This is a genomic window from Rhizobium sophorae, assembly GCF_013087515.1.
GTDB classification, from domain to species: domain Bacteria; phylum Pseudomonadota; class Alphaproteobacteria; order Rhizobiales; family Rhizobiaceae; genus Rhizobium; species Rhizobium sophorae.
The window spans coordinates 249,401-267,655 of the sequence record NZ_JABFCN010000009.1; the positions used below are offsets into that span (position 1 = coordinate 249,401).

The window sequence follows — 18,255 nt, forward strand, 5'->3', positions numbered from 1 at the left end:
AGGCGACGCCGCGGCTCTAAGGGTCCAATCGGAGCGAGGTCGGCCGACCGGTAAGGTCAGGCGAACTTTTTTTTCAGGGGGCCATCCGGGGTCTGGCCGCAGATGAAGAAGGCCGGACAGTTCGGGCAGGTGCGCGACGAAACCTCGGCCGGAAACCGCCCCGCCCGGATGTCGCCGAGAAACTCAATGAGCTTGTCCTTGCGCCCCTTCAACTTCCGATCCGACAACGCGATAGTATGCGTCTCGCCGTCGGAAAGATGGACAAGCTCCGCGACAGCGCCGGGCAAGGCCTGCTGGACCGCCAGCATCAGGGCCGCCGCCCCGACATCCTCGCTCTCGGCCGGCCGCATATGGCCCGTGCGAATGTGACGTACGGCACGAACGCCGTCCGGCCGCACCAGCACCTCATCCGGCCGAACCACGATCTCCTCGCCGCCGAATTTGAGGCTAAGCGCAACGGGCGTCTCGACTGCCGCGCCAGCGCGGTTCGATAGGAAGAAGCGCAGCATCGCAAGGGCCAGATCGCGAAATTCCGCGCGATAGCCATGGTCGCCCAGACCCCGATCGGCAAGCGCCGCGTCGGTGTGATCCTCTAGGTCGCGTTCGGTCATGAGGATATCCGACGCGATCACGGCTCCCACCACCACGCGAACCGCCTCGTGCAGGTGCATGAACGCGGTCGCGGTACGGCGACCGCCAACCTGCAGGACATGCGTATAGAAGAAGCGGCGCGGGCAGGACTCATAAAGAGCGATCTGCGGCGCCCCGAACCGCAACCCGCCGTCGACAACCAAATCGATATCCTGAGCTTCCACCGCCATGGGAAGCGAGCGCACCGGCACGACCGAGCGGCGCATCAAGGTGACCCCGAGACGGTCGAGGAATTGCGACAGCGGTCGGTTGTGACCGTTGCTCTTCTCGGTCGGAGCATAGAGAATCAGGCGGTCGCGGGCGCGCGACTGCGCCACATAGAATAGGCACTCTTGCTCCTCGGCCTGACCCGCGCGAAACGCCTCCAGCGCACTGCCCTCCGTCCCCGCGATCATTCCGTCGGGCGCCGGACAGGGCGGCGCCGGCGGCGTGCGCGGGATAGTGTCGCTGTTGAGCCCAGGAATGTGGACGCCACCGAATTCCAGGCCCTTGGCACCATGGATGGTCATCAGCCGCACCGCGTCGAGATGCTGGGCGGCAGCCGGAAGTTGACGCAGGTCGCGGTCGTCGCCGAGCCGCACGAGCCGGCGCACACGATCGAGCACGCGCGCGATCGGCAGTCCGTGGCCCATCGGCTGAACTCGCAGGAAGTTGAGGAACTGCCAAATCGCGATGCCGCGCGTTCTGTCGGCAAGATGCTCGGATGCGCCAAGGCGCGCGGCAATGCGGGTGCGATCAAGCAGTAACGTCGCAAGCACAGTCCAAGGCGAGGCCATTTGGTCGAACCCGCCGAGCACAGCCGCAAGCTTGGCAAGCGCCTGGCGGCCGGCATCGCTGACGCCAGGGATCGCATACCCATGTTGAAGCCAGTCGCCCGGCGCTTGCTCGGACGCCCGCAAATGGTCGAAGATAGCAGCCACATCTGCGAAGGGCATAGTGAAGTCGGGCCAGCAGGCGATCCGCACCAAACCCATGGCGCGTCGATCGACAAGGATCGAGAGGAGAGCCAGGAGATCCTTGACCTCACTCCGCTCAAACAGACTGCCCAGAAACAGGACGGGCACGCCGAGCCGTTCCAGGTCCTGCCCGATCGTCGACAGTTTCTCGTTGCCGGTGCATAGGACCGCCTGGTCGCGATAGGCGTAGCCCTCGCACCGGAGCTCCTCGATTGCATCGGCCAAAGCGACCTGCTGCTGTTCGGCGCGCTGCACCGTGCGCAACTCCGGCCTATGACCGTTGGCGGCGCGCTCCGCCTCAAGGCCGCTCTCCGCGTCACCCGCGCGCATCGTGATCGAAAAACTGGAGAAGCTGGCGACAACCTCCGGCACCGAACGATAATTCCGCTTCAATCGACCACGCGTGCCACCGGAAAAGTCTTCCTTGCCGAACCGAGCCATATTGAAAGATGAGGCGCCGCGAAAACGGTAGATTGACTGCTTGGCGTCCCCGACCATCCAAAGATTTCGGCCATCTGGCCGCAGCGCGCTCAGCAAACGCACGCTGCTACGGTTCACGTCCTGATACTCATCCACCAGGATATGATCATACTGCGCCTGCAGTGCCGCGCAGATGGCCGCGTCCTTTTCGAGCAGTTGCACCGGCAAAGCGACAAGGTCGCCAAAATCAATGCAATGCGCGTTGCGCTTGAGCTGTTCATAGGCCGAGTAGACACGGGCCACCTCGCCGGCGCGTTCTGCCGCTTGACGCGCCTCTGGATCAGCCGCCTTCGCCAGCATGGCGTCGGCGAGTTCGGCGTAGGTCTCGGCGTTGACCACTTCGTCCTTCGCCCGCGAGACGGCGGCCAACATGTCGGCGATAATCTGGGTCGGATCGTAAAGGTTGCGGTAGTGCGCGAGCCTTAGCCGCGGGAACTCCTCCTCAAGGAGTTCGACCGCTTCGGTCCGATCCATCATCCGAGGGTCTTTTGGCAGGCCAAGCTCCGCATAGAAGCGACGGATGATATCGAGGCCGAAGGCATGGAACGTCCCGATCCACATCGCGGCGGCTGCATCGGGCTGCTTGCGCGCGATCCGCTCCGCCATCTCGCCCGCCGCTTTGTTCGAGAAGGTCAGCAGCAAGATACGCCTCGGATCGATATTCTCCTCCAGAAGGCCTTCGACGCGCGCAATCAACGTCTGGGTCTTGCCGGTGCCGGGACCCGCTTCGAGCAGATAGGCTTCCCCTCGATGTGCTGCCGCCGCGGCTTGCAGAGAATTCAGCGGCCTTTCGACATGCGTTTCCACCGACGTTGGCGGCACCGGCGGCAACAGCAAGGCATCGAACAACTGCTGCGCCACGACCTCGAACGGCGCGCCGAGTTTTACAGCGATCTCAGAAGCGGAAAGTCCTTCATTGACATGAAGCGTTCGCACGACGTTGCGAGGGAGCAGCAGTTCGCGCGCGAAAAGATCCATCTGGACCTCGCGACGCTGCCTGCGCCCATAGTCGATCACCCGATCGATCCCGACCGGCGACGGCTCCGCAGTGCGGACCGGATCAATTGTCGGCGCCGCTTCGCCATCAAGATCGTCGCCGAGCTCGACATGGCCAAGCTCGTGCGCAACGAGGAAGGCCTGCTCAAACCGAGACCCGATATTCTCGTGGAGGATCAGATCGTCGGCGGCGACAAAGGTCGCGCGACCACCGTTGAGTACAGCCGCCCCCGCCGCCGTCGGCTCGACGTCGATCCCACGCCGCTTGGCTTCAGCGACAGCAAAGTCATAAGGCGACCAAGGATCGGCGCCGGACGCAACGAGGCGAGCGTGAAGCTCGGCGGCGACTTGCCTGGCGAGTTCCACGCCATCCATGTCAATCCGCCTCCGCCAGCAAGCTGGCGCGCTTCTCGGCCGGAACGCCAGCTTCGATCAGCACCTGCTCGAAGGTAACCTGCTCACTGACCGTCGGCTTATTATCGGCCTTGTAACTGCGCGCGACGACCCGCGGAGCTGGCTCCCAAGATGACTCCAACTGCGCGATAGAGCTGCGCATCGCCTCAGCCAACATCGCCAGGAAGCGTCGCGGGATACTGACGAGAGAAACTCGCCGTTCGCGCAACGCAGTCACGACCTGCCGGGGCACGTCCAAAACCTGGGCGATGGTGCGCCAGTCATCGACCGTCAGCGCCGCGAAAGGGTCGACTGTTGCCGCCGGCACGGCCTTCGCATGCTGCGACCAAGCGGCATCAACCAACGCCTGATCGGCAGCAGAAAGGGGGGCGTCGTCTTCATAAGATTGGCGGCTAAGTTCGCGCGAGAGGTCGATGAGTTCTCCAGCATATTCTGGGTAAAGCCGCAGATAGCGCTCCAAGGTCGGCCGGCCAGCCTCGCTCTCAACCGCGAACGCGTCGAGCACCGACTCCCGGGATGGACGTTCGCCGGCGGGACTCACTGCTCGTCTCCGTCGGCCATGGCCGTTCGCAGGGCGGCGAAGGCCTTATCACGGTAGGTTCGGATGGTCTTTTCGGAGCGACCCAAGGCCTTAGCGATGGTCATGACGTCCGCCTCCTTCGAGTCGATAGGGAAGCCTTGTCTCAGCATGTGAATGATCCTGCTTTGTTCTGATGGTAAAGCCTCAATCGCTGCATCAAGGCGCAACCGGTAAGCCGCATTGTCAAAATCCGATGCAGCGAAGGGGTCGTAGGCCCCCGCCGCAGCCTCCACCTCGGGCGACAGCTCTCCACTCTCCTCGTCATATTCGAGGGGTCTGGAGCGGTTCTCGTCGCGCCAGGCCTGTTCCTGCGCATCACGCCGCAAGCTGGCGACCGCGCCGTCGAAGCGCACCTCGAAATAATCTAGCTTGTCAACGTAGGTGGCGCGATCTGTTGAAAGAAGCTCGACAAACCGGCTGAACACCTTGTCGCGCACGGCCCCACGGGTCAGCGACTCGGTCTTGCCGTCGGAGCTTTCCGCGCCAGGCAGGCTGCGCAGTACCCGTTCAATCAGGATCCGGTAGAGACGCTCGAACCACGCCTCATTGTTGTCGCGACGGCTCGCGCGGATGAAATAGACGAGACATTCGCTTGGGACGTAGGCTGGGTCGGAGCGCTTCGTGACTGCAGCCCTGGCAATCAACTCATCACGCGGCAAAGTCGCCAGTTCGGCGATGAGCGATTCTACCTTCGGGTCACGCTGGTAAAGCTCGCCATTGAGCCTTCGTTTTCGAAGCGAGTGTACTATCATTTCACCCGCGCCGCTCGGTCCTGCCATTCCCATCACGCCAACGGCTCCCCCCAACTGCTTCATCGTGCCGCCCTTTTCTCGCTAGCACTCTTCAAATTCAGACATGTGCTTACAAGACTCCAAGCCACCTAGGTTCCCTCTAGTAGGACGGGCTGCATCGCCTCATGCAGCTCACGTCCACGGCGGCCAATGATTGCGAAGACAGCGTCGGCGGTTAAGGCGGCGATGGCCTCTCGGTTCAAATGACCGGCTCGAAATAGTGCAAGAATTTCCCCTCGTGTCAGCGGAAAGCCTAGCGCGCTCAGCGGCAACGCTTCGGCTGGAAGGCCGAGATCAAGCCGCGTGAGCAATCGAGCGGCCGCCTCCTGATCCTCGGCCCGTTCCAGCACGATCGCGGCTATGCGCAGCGCGGACTCCAATAGGAAGCGAGAGCCATCCGCGTAGCCGCGAATGTCGCCGTGCCCTACCCTGACGAAGGCATTGGACGAGTAGCTGGCCTCAATATCGTTGGTCGGTTCACCAGCAATCCAGTCGCTTACGATGAGCGCGCGCTTGCATCGGGCGTAGAACGCGACATCGCTTTCGGCACGATACTGCAACGCACGGCCCACACCATGTCCAAAGCGAGCAAAGGCAGCCTGCTGCCAGCGCGGCTCACCATTGCGGGTTTGCGGTGTGTAATCCTCGTCGCGCTCCGGCAGGCATTCGACAAGAACAAGGAGTGCTTCGAGCGTCGCATCGGCCGGATCAACGCGACGCAAGAGCTCAACCAGACGCATCGCCGACTCGAGCGTGAGGGGCGACTCGCCGCAGGCTCGTCCAAGCATGGTCAGGCGGAGATTGTCGCCGTCTTCGTCGATCAGGCCATCCGCAATCATGCGGTCTAACAAGCGCTCCAGCGTAGGGACCATACGATCTCGCCATGCTGGATTCTGGAGGGCGGCGAGATAACCACCATATGTATTCGCAATCAGGTCGACGACGGCCCCGCGCGGAACATCCCTGACCTGCGTGAGCAAACGGATCACCCAGGTTCCCGGCTGGTTCGGGTTGAACGATGACCGGATGACCTCGGGCTGACCCTGGACGTATTGACGGAAGAGTTGATTGCGCTCCATGGGAGTATCGGCAAGCAGGATGGCCTTCCCTTCAGCCTCAAACCCCAGACGCCCGGCCCGACCTGCCATGTTTTTGTATTGAGCAACCGTGTAGGGCTGCCGTTCTCGGCCGGGGAAATCCGTCTCGGCGATGATGACTGTAGATGCTGGCGTGTTCACACCCGCTGCAACCGTGCTGGTCGCGACGAGTGCCCTGATCTGGCCGTCCGCTCGGCGAAACCCGCGCTCCACGGCGACTCGCTCATCGCGAGTGAGGTCGCCATTGTGAAACGCAATGCCACCCTCGAGCGATCGACGAAGACTCTCCGACATTTGAGAAAGGTCGCCTTCGGGCAGTGCGTCGATTACGTCTTGCGCCGCCGGAAGACCGAGTTCCGCAGCAAGATAGTTTGCGCAACCGCTCGCCGGACCGCGCGCGTTGCGGAAAATGATCACCTTCTCGCCAGCATTAATGAGATGGCGCACCAGCGGCACAATAACGTCCTGCGATGATTGCTGTTGCCCGCGTTGGCGGATAGCGAAGCGATCAAGAAACTGAACGGTTTCAGGACCATTAGGCCCTAAGCGCGTAAGTGCACCAGTTCGGTCAAGCACGCCCTCCACCAGCGGGACCGGCCGATGGACGGTTTGCAGAAGGTCGCAACCTAGCCAGCGATCAAAATGGTTGGCGTGACCGATAACCGCGCTCAATGTGATGAGCTGAGGAGCAACACCTCGCTGGCGCGCACTCACGAGGTTGGTGAGCAACAGTTCGACAACCATGCCGCGACCTGGCTCAGTGATGAACTGGGCCTCGTCGAGCACTACCAGTCCGATTTGATTGAGCATGTACGCGGAAGCAACCGACATGCTGAGGAACTTTTCGTAAGTGAAAAACGCGATGTCGTATTTGCCGCGCAGGACTGTGCCGACCTGATCCTGCCAGTCACCGGAGCATCGCGCGATCCGGAGCCCCAGACGATCGCCGTAAAGGGCCGAGAAGTCCTCGAACTTCTCGTTTACGAGCGCCTTGTACGGCAGCAGGAACACGGCCTTGCGGCCATCTGCAATGGCCTTGAGCGCCGCCAGCTCACCGATGAAGGTCTTCCCTGCGCTGGTCGGCGCGACCACCATGAGCGAGTTGCCGCCGAGCACGCCGTTTTCGTTGACAGCGCTGATCTGAAGATCGTTGAGTCCTTGCGGGAAGCGCTCGTGCCACGCATCGACTACTTCTTGTGGTATGCCCGCCGCCGCCAGCTCGCGAATATCGCCCGTGGTCTGAAAATTGACGCGTTCCGGAAAGGCTTCGCGATAGCGGGCACCAATCTGGCCAGGAGGCAGGACGAGATCGCCTTCGGTCTGGCCGAACATGGTCGGTGATTGAATGTAGCCAAATCGCCCAGCGTTCGCCGTGACGAGGCGAGTAACACGGTCGACAAGCTCAAGCACCCCGAGAGGGGCGCCTGCCTCCAGCAAAACGTCAATGACGGCCTTGGTGAAGAGCCCGTGCCGCGATTGGGGATCCTCGAGCGCCTCTTGATCGGCGGAAGATGCGGCGAACAGGATACGTCCCTGCCCTGCCACGTCGACGAGCGGGAAAGCAACAGCATCGCGGGGGACCAGGCCGGCGTCGATCACGCGCGCCGGAGCACCGCCACTGAAGCAGCAATCCAGCAAGAGAATAACCGCACGCGCTCTGGTTTCTCGAAAACGCTGAGCCAGCTCGTCCATGCCGAGCGTCGTGTTCGGCAGATCGGCTACGCTCGTATCATGCAAAACCAGACGGTGGTCCTGCGTGCCGTGTCCGGCGAACCCGAGGATCACCACATCGTCTTCATCCGCAGCGCCGAGCGTCGCGTCGAGAACTTCGCGCATGGCAACCACTGTCGCCGCATCGTCCGTGATGAGGGGGGCGTCAAGGTCGGCGATGCTGTCCGATAGGACCGCCCACAAAGCGGTGGCGTCGCGCGCGGCTCCCGTCAAATCACCGATGAAGGGATCCGCATGCCGATCGATGCCGATGAATGCCCCCCGGATCATCAATCAGCCTCGCGTAACCTGAGACGTCGCGAAACCAGGTCGCTCCGTTTTATCGAGTGCAATAGCAGCAAATGTCTCCCGCGAGGCGACCTGCTTGTTGCCGACCTTTTCAAACCAGACGCACCAAACCGCGGTGCCCTCCACCGACCAATGCTCGCCAATCTGCTCGACGGTCATGATCGGGCCGCCCAATTTCAGCTGAACCGTATCGCCCGGCGCAAATTCCATATGCCCCTCTTCTTTGACATTTCGGTATTAAACTATAGGTAGTTGGTGTTACAGCTTTTTGCGAGATGATTTAGCAAATTTGCTCTGCTTTCTTGCGTTTTTTAACTACAGATTGCTATTTCCGAATCTATCAAGCCAAGCTGGGGGATATTATTTGTCACACGCGAAACCACGCAAGATCGAGGGGCGAGCATACTCCACTAGTCGGTAGTTGAGCGGATGGTGACAGTTTACAAGCCGGTCAACGTCCCCACTACTTGTAAGACCGTTAGTACTGACTTGGCGCTACCTTCCGCAGAGATCCAGTTATGATCGAAAATCTTGAGATCGGCCGCTCGGGCTATTACTATCAGCGCAAACGGCCTCTCTCTAACGAGGCCATTGATCAGCTTTTCCGCAGCTTGCGTGCACAGACGCGTCACCCTTCGCAGAATCTGTTTCGCATCGTTCGTACGCGGCTCGGCGAGGCGCGGTATTCCACGATCTGCTTCTCTTATGAGCGCCCCCCTTCCTTTCTTGCCCCTGAAGCCGGCGTGGCCGAGCGCGTGTTCGGCTATCTGCTGATCGTCGAACACAGTTTACACATAGCCGTATTCAAGTCGGGGTTGGATCTCACCTCGTCATTCAAAGGCGCGTTCCTTGGAAAGATTGCGAGCGAGCGCGTCGAGCGCGCAATCGCACGGCACGATGCAGTTTTTGAGAAGCTTCGGTTACGCAACATGTCGATCTCACCTCTGGCGCTGCGCTCAAAAACATTGGAGGCACGCGATCTAGAAAATGCGGTCGCGACGAGCAGTGCCAGCCGTTTCATCCCGCAGGGCTACAGTGTACGGCGGCCTGATGGTGTCTATTCGGCGACGCCGACCACCGGTCGCATCGCGGTGCGCTCGGATCGGGCCGACGTCGAAGCCGCAGTTGCCTGGGTGGCCGAGATCTCGACGCTGCTTGAGCTTGAGGACGGCGCCGTCTCGGGCTTTATTCGCAACTTCGCCCGTCCCTTGGAGCTCACCGCAATCCCACCCGACGTCCGACCAACCTTCATCGGTATCGACATCATAGGCCTCTCCGACGTCCTCTTCAGTGCCGATGATGGTGTCCGCTTGGTCCGCACGGGCAATGACGCTGCGGAGGCACTGTTACATACGGAAGCCGAGGCGGTGCTTGCCGCATTGGATCAGCCGCTTCCGATTGTAACCGAAAGCGGAGTTCACCAGGTTCGGCTCGACGGTGGCGATGCACAGGTCGCCACGCTGCGCATAGGCAACACTCGAATTACCCTGCGTGGACTCGAGCTGCCGGCGCTCGTCGGCATATCGGTAGAACGCCGAGACCTTCCCCTAGGAGAAGATCCTAATGCAATGCCACTCGCGCGGTACATAGATCGCGAGAATCTCTTCACGGTGCTCTTCAGCGACTTGGCTCTTGCGTATATCGACGGCTCGCTCTTTCGAGATGAGGCGCTTGCTGGAGGCGGCGAAGCGTTTCTCGCGCATCTGCAGGTTGAGGCTTCGCTTGCAACCGCCGACAGCGAAAAGGGCGCATTCGCGGCTGAGCAAGTCGCCTTCGCTCCGAACTCCGTCTTTCGCTCAGTCGTCGATGCGGTAGCGAATGATGATGTCTTACTTTGCGACGACTTAGGCGATGAATGGGCGGATTTCATTGGAGTGAGTACGGCCACGAGCCCGACGATGATCAGCTTCTATCATGCCAAGCATGGCAACCAGTCACTGAGTGCGTCGGCGTTCCACGATTCCGTGGGCCAGGCCATCAAGAACCTGGGTCGCATGAGTTTGCCGGCGAGTATGCTACCCAACAAACTTGCGAGTTGGAACGGCCGATATCGCAACAATGGCGTGCAAACTGAGATCGCCAGAATGATCCGGGGCGGATCGCCTGATGAGATCGCCGCGAAACTTGATGCCGTGAGATCCGCACCGGACGTGCTTCAACGCGTCTTCATCGTGACATCATCGTTGAGCCGTGCGCAGGTCGAAGAGGTGCTTGCGGCCGCTTCGCACGGAGCACCGCCAACACCACACTTCGTTCAGCTCTACTGGTTGTTGATGAGCTATTTTTCCGCCTGCACTGAGATGGGTGTGCGTGGTTATGTGGTGTGTCGTCCGTAGACCGCATCGCGCCGTATCCTACCGCCCGTCGGAGAGAGCGATGTGAATTGAGCTCTACTAAATCCGAAACTGCGCAAACCTTTCCTCAAGACGGCCTTTGTCGGGATAGTCCTGACCACGGGTCGGCAGCTTGATGAGCTGCCCTGCCATGGCTTTAAGCCCATATTCGAACATCGGACCGTCATTTATCGATAGCAGCGCGTCGCTCACGTGGATCCGGTAATCTGCATCGATGCCAATCAAATTGGCATCAAATGCCGCATGATGAATTTTCGAAAGCGGAAGGCCGTTTTGGACGATCGGTTGTCCGAGTTCTTCGTCTTTGTCTGGCATAATGTGGGCAGCGTCGAGCAGTCGTGCTTCCGGCAATCCGGTAATTGCACACTTATTGCCGTAGGCGCTTAGAATTGCCTCACGGAACGTGGCTTGATGAAGACGCTGTCGGACCAGCCGCAAACCGTATCGTCGCTCCGGTGCATCTGGAATGGACCAATCCTTGTTCGTTGTGGCTGGAGCGCCGAAGGCAAGGCGTACCTTCAAATCCGTTGCTGACCATTCGGCGACATAAGTAGGCCAGATGAATGTGTAGCGCTGAGGCGCCACACCAAGGAAGTAGAGGATAGGAATCTGACCATCTCGTGCTTCGCGCAGCCACCGATTGTCAGCAGCACCTGCGTCCGTACCCATGAACGCATAGTCAATGAGCTCATCGCCACGTTCAATTTGTGCATGAACCTTGCGTTGATCGTCATACCAGACACGCGCGCCAGTTCGCGGATAGACGGTCCGCACACTGAGCAAATACTTCATGGACGCCGGCTTGAATATTCCGCGCTGGGGGTTGATCAGCGGAACGCGCTGCCCGTCTACAAGGAATCCCGCCCGTAGGTCGTCTGCCGTGATTACCCCACCAGCGCTCGCACGTTGGATGTGCTCGACGGCTGCCAATCGAATGCGCGCATCTATCGGAGCTTCACTCATGGCGTCGTCCAGTCGGCAGCAAAAGCCCGGTTACGAGAGAAGCGTTCATCCCAGATACCTGTGCTCTCGATGCCACGACAGGGCGTCGGCTGACGGCGCAGCATGTCGGTTCTTGGGAGGGCGAATGGGCGTTCCGTGAAGATCATAGTAGTGCCGACCGTTATCGAAATCAGCTTTCAGACGACCACTGACCTCGAACCGGCCATCCGGTGAGACCGTCACATATCCGAGGTCGAAAAGCCGATGGATGTCAGTGCGAAGGAGCAAACCGTTCGAAGCTGCGTGCTCTCCGCCAGCCTCAAAAGCATGGATGTGGGCGGCATCCAAAATCGGCAGGGTCTTTTCACCCGAGACAGCGCAACGGCGTTCATAGTTATCGGTGATCGTCAGGCGAAACGCGCCCTGCCCTAATCTCGGCTTGATCAGCGTCGGATTGCCGAAGCGCTCAGCCATGACCGGCTCTGTATTGCGAATCTCAGGAACCGAGTTCAATCGATCTGTGACTGCGGACCATAGATATTGCCCATCCCCTTCCTCCGCGTTGAATCCCTTACCGGTCACGATGTTTGGCGACCAGCTCTCCGGAACAGGCAGCCAGAGCTCTTTCGGCCAAAAGAACGGCTGGGTCAGTATCCGACAACCGATGACGGGATCCTGTCGATCGTCCAGGGCAATCGGATCGCGGCGATAGCTCGCAATTCGCGCCCGCATTTCAGAGCGACTGGAAACGCCATTCTTAAGGCCAAAGGCTTCCCAGGCCAGAGACAGCGGCGCGATTGACGCGTGACCGAAGATGCCGCCGCCAACGATGAAGTTGTTTGGCGAATGCAGCTTGAAGAGGAATAGTTCGCCGGGCTGAAGCGCCCGAAACTGCGTCGTCCCGCTGGGTTGCCAGAAATTGACTTCGTCATGTGGAACAGAGGCGCTCAACTGATCGAACCAGGCCTTGTCCGTAACGCCGACGAAGAGACGGACCATGGTCTAGCCTCTCAGCTCGGCTGTGTTTTGAAGCGCCGACGTTCTGGCAATCCACGTTGTCAGTGCCGCAGCCCGAGAGCCAACTACTGCGGACCATAGCTTACAGATCGTCGTCGTCTTGTTCCTTTTCACTTCGGCGTTCCTCACGCGTCCACCGTGCCTCATGTCGTGAGCACCCGCCTGAGATCAGACAACAGCTTTTCGCGCCGGCCCTCCGAAAGTTTGGCCAAGTTGTCGACCTTCCAGCGCACCGCCGGCAAGTCCGCGGCTCCAGGCACGCCTAGCAAGTCCCACTCTGGCTCGCCGGCCTTGAAGGAGAGAAGAAAGCGCCGGTGCTCGGCAGGCATCTTGCCAACGACCTCGGCGATTAGAGCTTCACGAGCATCGTACAGCGCCTCCAGGGTCACGGGCTCTTCCGTCATGCCGGCAAACCCCGCATCAAACTCGTGGCGCAAGTCCTTGCGCGTCGGCGCCAAGACCTCGCCCATCGGCCTGTTGTGGCTCAGGATGTAGACGATGAAGGCACGCCGCAGCTCATCGGATATTCCCTCATTCGCGAGCAGATCCCTGACATCGAACAAATCTCGCGGATGCTGCCGATCCAAGGCGGCGACGATCTTGCCGGCGTAGAGGTCCGGGAAGGACACAACGGGCACCTCGGCATATCCGAAGAGCTCTTCGACCCGGTCGCAAACCGCCCGTGTCTCGGGAGAATAGACGCAGCCACGAATGACAGGCGTCACCTCGATCTTGATCTGCACACCGTCGGAGGTAACCAGCACCTTTGTTGCAGCGCCTTCGCTGTGCAGCGGCACGGCCTGGGTGCGGCTGCGCGGTACATTCTCGGCTATTCGGGCAGCAATCCGTCGTATGGCGGCATCGATATTGGCGAGAGAAGTCGCGCGATCTTCGACCGGCAGATAAGTCAGATCGATATCGACCGACAGACGTGGAAGGTCTCTAACGAAAAGATTGATGGCCGTGCCACCCTTCAATGCAAAGACGTTCTCCTCTGCAACGAGCGGGAGAACTCGAACGAGGAGGCTGACTTGCGCGCGATAGGCTTCAGACGCCGGCATCGAGTGTCTCCGGCACAGTGATCTGATACTTGCTGTCCAGCCGACCGCCGACCACGATCTGGCGCTTGCCACGACCGAGGTCGATACGTTTGAGATCGAGCCGGCCGAACCATGGATGGGCGTGCCGCTCGGCGAACCAGAGGAACAGCCGCTTCACCTTCACGCTGCGGCACGCTTCCAGCACGGCCTGAACCCGCTTCGGGCTTAGAGTGCGAACCGACTCCATTAGGACGTCCGCTTGATGGAAGGTCTCCCGGGATGGGAGCAGGTCGAGAAGCTCGCAAAATGCTCGCTCCGGCGCGGAGACATCAAGCTCCCACCCCCAGTGTCCCCATGCCAGGCGCATCCTTCCAGGTGCCTCGGCATCAAAGAGCTTGTCTGCCTTATGTTCGACGAACTGAGCGTCGGTCGGTATCCGCTCTACCCAGCCAGGCAGACTGCCATAGGCATACAGATGGATTTCTGGCTTGCCCGAAAAGCGGAGGTAGTGCGTCAGGCCTTGTAGCTCGAGGGCACTGCGGCCACCGACGTGCACGGATTTATCCAGAAGTCGTTGGAGCGAGATGATCACGCGCTGCCAGGCTATCGCCTGATCAGCGTTACCGGTTGGCCGCTGATAGACGCCACGAACGACACCTTCGAGCCAGCCCTGCGCCACATACTTTTCGCGCCACTGCCGACGGTAGCCGTGTTTTTCCAGCCAAGCGGTGTCAACCACCAGCCCCTCAGGGAGCAGGCGATGAAGTTGGTTTATCTTTTCGTTCTTTTGACCTACCATTAGTGGGCTAAAATAGCACGAGTCCAAACCGCGAGACAAGTTCGAGAATTCGTATTTTCGACCCATCAATGGTAGGCATAAACGCGCAATATTCAAACCACCAAGACACAACGAACCTGGAGGAGGAAATGGCCAAGCTGCCGAAATTGACGCTTACGCATAACGAGAAGAAAGATCGCTGGGATTTGACCAAAGATGGCGCGAGTCGTCCTGCGGCGAGCTTCGACACCAAATCTGATGCGACCAAAGGCGGCGCCCTCGAGAAGGCTGTCGGCAAGGATGGAGGATCGGTCAAGATCCAGAAGGTCGACGGTCAATTTCAAGAAGAGCGGACTTATCCGCGTGCTGCCGATCCCAAGAAATCGCCGGGCTAATTCGTATCCACCTCTCGGCACTTCAACGAAAGCAACCCGCATGCCTCGCACGATCGACGAAGTCATGGCCGATCTTCCACCGACCCGGCAGGAAGAAATCGAGAGGCGATATCACGCGTTGCGTCGAACTCTGCCGTTCCCGCAGCGCGACAAAGCGCCAGACGACCCGCCTGCGGCCAAAAGCATCGGACCTCGCCTGCCGCGCCATCAATAACCTATCGAGACTTCCTCACTCTCGCCAGCCTACCGCCGCGAGGGCGTGAAGCCGTGATCGTCATCGTCACCAAATAGGCGCTCCGCCTCGAAGCGATCCTCGATCGCCCGCGGAGACAAGCGAGCCTCGCGCTGCGCCAAGTGCTCTGTGGTCCAAGCCAGAAACGCCGACAATCTGGGGCTCGGTTCGGCCGAAACCTCTTCCGTGAGCATGGCGATGAGACGACGTAGTCGGTCCAGTTCATCAAGTTCGGAGAGAAGCGCGCTCAGTCCGGTGGTGCGGCGATCCTGAATGTGTTTGACGCGCGCAGCTAGTTCGCGGCGACGACGCTCCTCCTCAATCCTCCGCTGCTCTACCTCCCGCCTGAGCCGTTCTTCAGTTTTCGCCGCAGCAAGCACTGCAAGCCCTACAGCGATGTCGCTGGCCATATTCTCCAGCCGCTGAACCTTGGCGTCGCGGAAACTGCGGCGCGGCGCGGCCCCCCGGAAAACATACACCTGCTCGAACTCAAACGAGAGCTGGCCGGTCGGATGATGGTCCCATTCCGGAAAGCGAGGCCTGTCGGAGAATAGGTCATCCCAAGAGTTATGCCGTGCCGCACGATCCCTTTTTCGTTCCCAAGCCTCCTCCTTGGCTCGCTCAGCATCCGTCAGAACATGCTTTTCTCGCCTGATCGATTCTGCGATTGAGAAGCCGACAGTCTCAGTTTTGGATTTGAACTTCGCCAAGCCCTCGCCTGCGACGAGCTCAAAGCCCTGGAGTGATGCTGCCCGGATAATCCGCGGCAGCGCGATCGCAAGGCGGTCGATCGACAACGATGCCACCTCACACTTGATGAGCCCAGGCACGTCAGCAACAACGATACCGATATCGGATGGCTTCGCTTTTCTGAGGCCCGCGAGCGTCCGCTCGATGATCGGGTGCGGCGGGGCTGCCTGGCTATCATCACCTTCAGACGCAAGGATACGTGCCTGTTCGCGCACGCCCGCAAGTGCGGCGGCTTCGCGGCTCAGATCCGCATTGGCAATTGTGATCCCATGGGCACTCCCTGCCTTGGCTTTCGGCAGCGGCGTTTGCTTCACCTTCTTCCCGGCAGCCTTCTTTGCCCACCAGCCAAGAGGCGGATTAGGGATGTCATGCTTCCTACAAATCTTATGAAGCGCGACATCAGAGATCGCGAACTCCTTCGCTAGATGCGTCAGCGGCTTCGACCAGACCAATTCATAAAACTCTTCACGCGTAAAAACTCGTGCCACAGCGATCCTTTCGATGTTCAGCTTGTCTTACCGCACATCGGCCGGCGACCTTCTAAGTCGTCGATGCCAAACGCAGCGGAATCAATTCTGCTCATCAATTCATGTGACCGCAGGCCTTTGTGCAACAGCCCGTTGCACAATGATCGAAGCCTTGGAGAATTTGTGTCTATTTCTGTTTATTTAACTCTGGAAGAAGTTGTCGAACGCTATCGAAATCAAGTTAGCGAGGGCACGTTGCGCAACTGGCGATCGAAGAGGATCGGGCCGTCATTCATTAAAATCGGCAAAGCGATCCTCTATCCAACTGAGGAGCTGGAGCGCTGGGATCGCTCAAACCTGGTTTCCTGTAGACGCATGCCAATTGCACCCTTCGATAAGACGGAGGATTGAAGTGGACTGAATGAGCAGGGTTGACCTTGAATTGATGGTAGACGCCGCCTGCATGGTATCCGTCAAAGGTCGGGTCAGCCCTGGTTCTGATCTGCGCTCGCCTAAAGGCGGAGCTTGACCGTGCGGAATTCGTGCAACAGCATGCGAATCTGGGCTCCTGAAGTATTGCCCGGATTGTAACGGGATTACCACGATTTGGCGCACGTTACAGATACCAGATACCGGCACCATCTCATCTCGATGATATGGCAACATATTGGAAAACAAGACTTTTTCTGATTGAATAGGTTGATGCACAACCACCCCTCCGGCGATCCCACGCCATCGCGCGCCGACATCGACATGACGAAGGTGATCATCGATGCGGCCAAGGCGCTCGATATCACCGTCCACGACCACGTCATCATCGGCAAGGATGGCCATGTCAGTCTGAAAGGGCTGAAGCTGATCTGAACAAACACTGCGGCCGGTCGCCGACGAGATGCAGAGCCCCGGCGCGTCGATCATGCCCCGGTCCATCCCGCGAGAAGACTGAGGAATGCTGGAGTTGACAGCAGTCGGTGGTGCGGGATTGTATGCAGTCCTGCACCACCAAAGCCTGGACAATGCCCGCCCGAAATACCGAGAAGATGAAGCTCCATGACGATCCGCAGCGGCAACACCGATCGATCGACCCGGCTCTGCCGCGACGTGCTCTGCCTCGATGACTTTGAAATAAAGGCGCGGCGACATCTGCCAAAGCCCCTGTTCGGTTATATCGCAGGCGCAACCGAGACGAATGCGTCGCTACGGCTTAACGCAGAGGCTTTCCAGGGCTATGCCTTCCGGCCTCGTGTCCTTCGGGACGTCTCGAAACGCAGCACCCAGACGAGCCTCTTCGGCAAGACCCATGCCGCACCATTCGGCATCGCGCCGATGGGTATCAGCGCGCTGATGGCCTATCGAGGTGACATTGTGCTGGCGCAAGGAGCGGATCAATCGGGAATCCCGATGATCATAAGCGGTTCATCGCTTATCCCTTTGGAAGAGATCGCTGCGGTTTCGCCGCAAGCATGGTTTCAGGCCTATCTGCCCGGCGAACCCGACCGTATCGACGCTCTCATCGATCGCGTCGGCGCGGCCGGTTTGCAGACACTTCTGCTGACCGTGGACACAGCCACGCTGCCAAATCGTGAAAACAATGTAAGGGCCGGATTTTCGACGCCTCTGCGTCCCGGTCTCCGCCTGGCATGGCAGGGCATCTCGCACCCGCGCTGGACCACCGGCACATTCCTGCGCACGATCGTCCGGCACGGCATTCCGCATTTTGAAAATTCCTATGCCACAAGAGGCGCGCCGATCATCTCCTCGAATGTGACGCGCGACTTCGGCAGGCGCGACCACCTCAACTGGAACCATCTGGAGCGGATACGCAACAGGTGGTCCGGCAAACTCGTGGTCAAGGGGATCATGCATCCTGACGACGCGGCCCGGGCTGTCGACACCGGAGCGGATGGAGTGATCGTCTCCAACCATGGCGGCCGCCAGCTCGATGGTACCGCATCTCCCCTTCAGGTCCTTCCGGAGATTGCGTCCCGTGTTGGAGACAGCGTTGCCGTCATGGTCGATGGCGGTTTCAGGCGTGGAACTGATATCATGAAGGCCCTCGCGCTCGGGGCCTGTTTCGTGTTCGTGGGCAGGCCGTTCCTTTATGCCGCAGCCGTCGCGGGTCTACCGGGCGTGCTTAAGGCGGCCGATATTCTAAAGACGGAATTGCATAGCAATATGGCGTTGCTCGGCGTCACCAAAGTGAGCGATATTTCCGCGGACTACATCACCCGCGCATGAAATGCCGTCGCGCCGTCGAGCATGGCAAGCGCTGCCTGCCGGTCAGCTACGACCCATG

At 59.8% G+C, this 18,255-nt stretch carries 14 protein-coding genes and 1 pseudogene; 5 read left to right on the forward strand and 10 right to left on the reverse strand.

The genetic code is table 11. The annotated features are described in order from the left end of the window. Positions 1 to 56 precede the first annotated feature (56 nt). The 5 genes from G9X64_RS05945 to G9X64_RS05965 all read right to left on the reverse strand — a co-directional run bounded on the left by G9X64_RS05945 (position 57) and on the right by G9X64_RS05965 (position 8,194). Positions 57 to 3,458 carry a UvrD-helicase domain-containing protein gene (locus G9X64_RS05945; RefSeq protein WP_171376183.1) on the reverse strand — a complete coding sequence of 1,134 codons (3,402 nt, stop codon included), beginning with the start codon at positions 3,456 to 3,458 and terminating at the stop codon, positions 57 to 59. A 1-nt stretch (position 3,459) separates the two neighbouring features. After that, on the reverse strand, positions 3,460 to 4,038 hold the full coding sequence (locus G9X64_RS05950) for a hypothetical protein (protein WP_171376184.1): 579 nt from the start codon (positions 4,036 to 4,038) through the stop codon (positions 3,460 to 3,462). Further along, on the reverse strand, positions 4,035 to 4,892 hold the full coding sequence (locus tag G9X64_RS05955; RefSeq protein WP_376766386.1) for an RNA polymerase sigma factor: 858 nt from the start codon (positions 4,890 to 4,892) through the stop codon (positions 4,035 to 4,037). The genes G9X64_RS05950 and G9X64_RS05955 overlap by 4 nt, the downstream gene beginning before the upstream one ends. A 65-nt stretch (positions 4,893 to 4,957) precedes the next feature. Next, positions 4,958 to 7,966, reverse strand: a complete 3,009-nt coding sequence (locus G9X64_RS05960; protein ID WP_171376185.1) for a DEAD/DEAH box helicase — start codon at positions 7,964 to 7,966, stop codon at positions 4,958 to 4,960. Between the two features lie 3 nt (positions 7,967 to 7,969). Continuing rightward, positions 7,970 to 8,194, reverse strand: a complete 225-nt coding sequence (locus tag G9X64_RS05965; protein WP_171376186.1) for a YodC family protein — start codon at positions 8,192 to 8,194, stop codon at positions 7,970 to 7,972. Positions 8,195 to 8,502: 308 nt separating this feature from the next. On the opposite strand from G9X64_RS05965, the gene G9X64_RS36400 reads away from it, so the two are divergent. Further along, positions 8,503 to 10,320, forward strand: coding sequence for a hypothetical protein (locus tag G9X64_RS36400; RefSeq protein WP_246270905.1), 1,818 nt, complete (start codon positions 8,503 to 8,505; stop codon positions 10,318 to 10,320). A 57-nt stretch (positions 10,321 to 10,377) separates the two neighbouring features. Here the strand turns inward: G9X64_RS36400 and G9X64_RS05975 are convergent, their stop codons facing one another. The 4 genes from G9X64_RS05975 to G9X64_RS05990 all read right to left on the reverse strand — a co-directional run bounded on the left by G9X64_RS05975 (position 10,378) and on the right by G9X64_RS05990 (position 14,136). Continuing rightward, a complete protein-coding gene (locus tag G9X64_RS05975) occupies positions 10,378 to 11,301 on the reverse strand; it encodes an HNH endonuclease (RefSeq protein ID WP_171376187.1) in 924 nt (307 codons plus the stop codon). A 45-nt stretch (positions 11,302 to 11,346) separates the two neighbouring features. Continuing rightward, positions 11,347 to 12,279 (reverse strand): HNH endonuclease, encoded by a 933-nt coding sequence (locus G9X64_RS05980; RefSeq protein ID WP_171376188.1) that lies wholly within the window; start codon positions 12,277 to 12,279, stop codon positions 11,347 to 11,349. Positions 12,280 to 12,440: 161 nt separating this feature from the next. After that, entirely contained in the window at positions 12,441 to 13,358 is a 918-nt protein-coding gene (locus G9X64_RS05985) for a nucleotidyl transferase AbiEii/AbiGii toxin family protein (protein WP_171376189.1), read from the reverse strand. Next, positions 13,345 to 14,136: a type IV toxin-antitoxin system AbiEi family antitoxin gene (locus tag G9X64_RS05990; RefSeq protein ID WP_171376190.1), complete on the reverse strand. Its 792-nt coding sequence runs from the start codon at positions 14,134 to 14,136 to the stop codon at positions 13,345 to 13,347. Before G9X64_RS05990 ends, G9X64_RS05985 begins: the two co-directional genes overlap by 14 nt. 128 nt (positions 14,137 to 14,264) lie before the next feature. Between G9X64_RS05990 and G9X64_RS05995 the strand changes: the two genes are divergently transcribed. Beyond that, entirely contained in the window at positions 14,265 to 14,510 is a 246-nt protein-coding gene (locus tag G9X64_RS05995) for a DUF2188 domain-containing protein (RefSeq protein ID WP_171376191.1), read from the forward strand. Between the two features lie 243 nt (positions 14,511 to 14,753). On the opposite strand, the gene G9X64_RS06000 is transcribed toward G9X64_RS05995, so the two are convergent. After that, positions 14,754 to 15,944, reverse strand: a complete 1,191-nt coding sequence (locus G9X64_RS06000) for a hypothetical protein (RefSeq protein ID WP_210259623.1) — start codon at positions 15,942 to 15,944, stop codon at positions 14,754 to 14,756. A gap of 198 nt (positions 15,945 to 16,142) precedes the next feature. On the opposite strand from G9X64_RS06000, the gene G9X64_RS36405 reads away from it, so the two are divergent. From G9X64_RS36405 to G9X64_RS06015, 3 genes and pseudogenes are all read left to right on the forward strand, one after another. Then, complete coding sequence (locus G9X64_RS36405) at positions 16,143 to 16,370, forward strand: helix-turn-helix domain-containing protein (protein ID WP_171376192.1); 228 nt, start codon at positions 16,143 to 16,145, stop codon at positions 16,368 to 16,370. 288 nt (positions 16,371 to 16,658) lie between these two features. Next, a pseudogene (locus G9X64_RS06010) lies at positions 16,659 to 16,823 on the forward strand (JAB domain-containing protein); the annotation flags it as partial. Between the two features lie 186 nt (positions 16,824 to 17,009). Next, positions 17,010 to 18,197, forward strand: a complete 1,188-nt coding sequence (locus tag G9X64_RS06015) for an alpha-hydroxy acid oxidase (RefSeq protein WP_168316620.1) — start codon at positions 17,010 to 17,012, stop codon at positions 18,195 to 18,197. Positions 18,198 to 18,255: the final 58 nt, after the last annotated feature.

What these genes read in the sequence shown, in the direction of transcription:
- G9X64_RS05955 (WP_376766386.1), bottom strand. Translation starts at nt 4,892, where the DNA reads ATGAAGCAGTTGGGGGGAGCCGTTGGCGTGATGGGAATGGCAGGACCG.
- G9X64_RS05945 (WP_171376183.1), bottom strand. Translation starts at nt 3,458, where the DNA reads ATGGATGGCGTGGAACTCGCCAGGCAAGTCGCCGCCGAGCTTCACGCT.
- G9X64_RS06015 (WP_168316620.1), top strand. Translation starts at nt 17,010, where the DNA reads ATGACGATCCGCAGCGGCAACACCGATCGATCGACCCGGCTCTGCCGC.
- G9X64_RS05980 (WP_171376188.1), bottom strand. Translation starts at nt 12,279, where the DNA reads ATGGTCCGTCTCTTCGTCGGCGTTACGGACAAGGCCTGGTTCGATCAG.
- G9X64_RS05965 (WP_171376186.1), bottom strand. Translation starts at nt 8,194, where the DNA reads ATGGAATTTGCGCCGGGCGATACGGTTCAGCTGAAATTGGGCGGCCCG.
- G9X64_RS05975 (WP_171376187.1), bottom strand. Translation starts at nt 11,301, where the DNA reads ATGAGTGAAGCTCCGATAGATGCGCGCATTCGATTGGCAGCCGTCGAG.
- G9X64_RS36400 (WP_246270905.1), top strand. Translation starts at nt 8,503, where the DNA reads ATGATCGAAAATCTTGAGATCGGCCGCTCGGGCTATTACTATCAGCGC.
- G9X64_RS05990 (WP_171376190.1), bottom strand. Translation starts at nt 14,136, where the DNA reads ATGGTAGGTCAAAAGAACGAAAAGATAAACCAACTTCATCGCCTGCTC.
- G9X64_RS05995 (WP_171376191.1), top strand. Translation starts at nt 14,265, where the DNA reads ATGGCCAAGCTGCCGAAATTGACGCTTACGCATAACGAGAAGAAAGAT.
- G9X64_RS05985 (WP_171376189.1), bottom strand. Translation starts at nt 13,358, where the DNA reads ATGCCGGCGTCTGAAGCCTATCGCGCGCAAGTCAGCCTCCTCGTTCGA.
- G9X64_RS05960 (WP_171376185.1), bottom strand. Translation starts at nt 7,966, where the DNA reads ATGATCCGGGGGGCATTCATCGGCATCGATCGGCATGCGGATCCCTTC.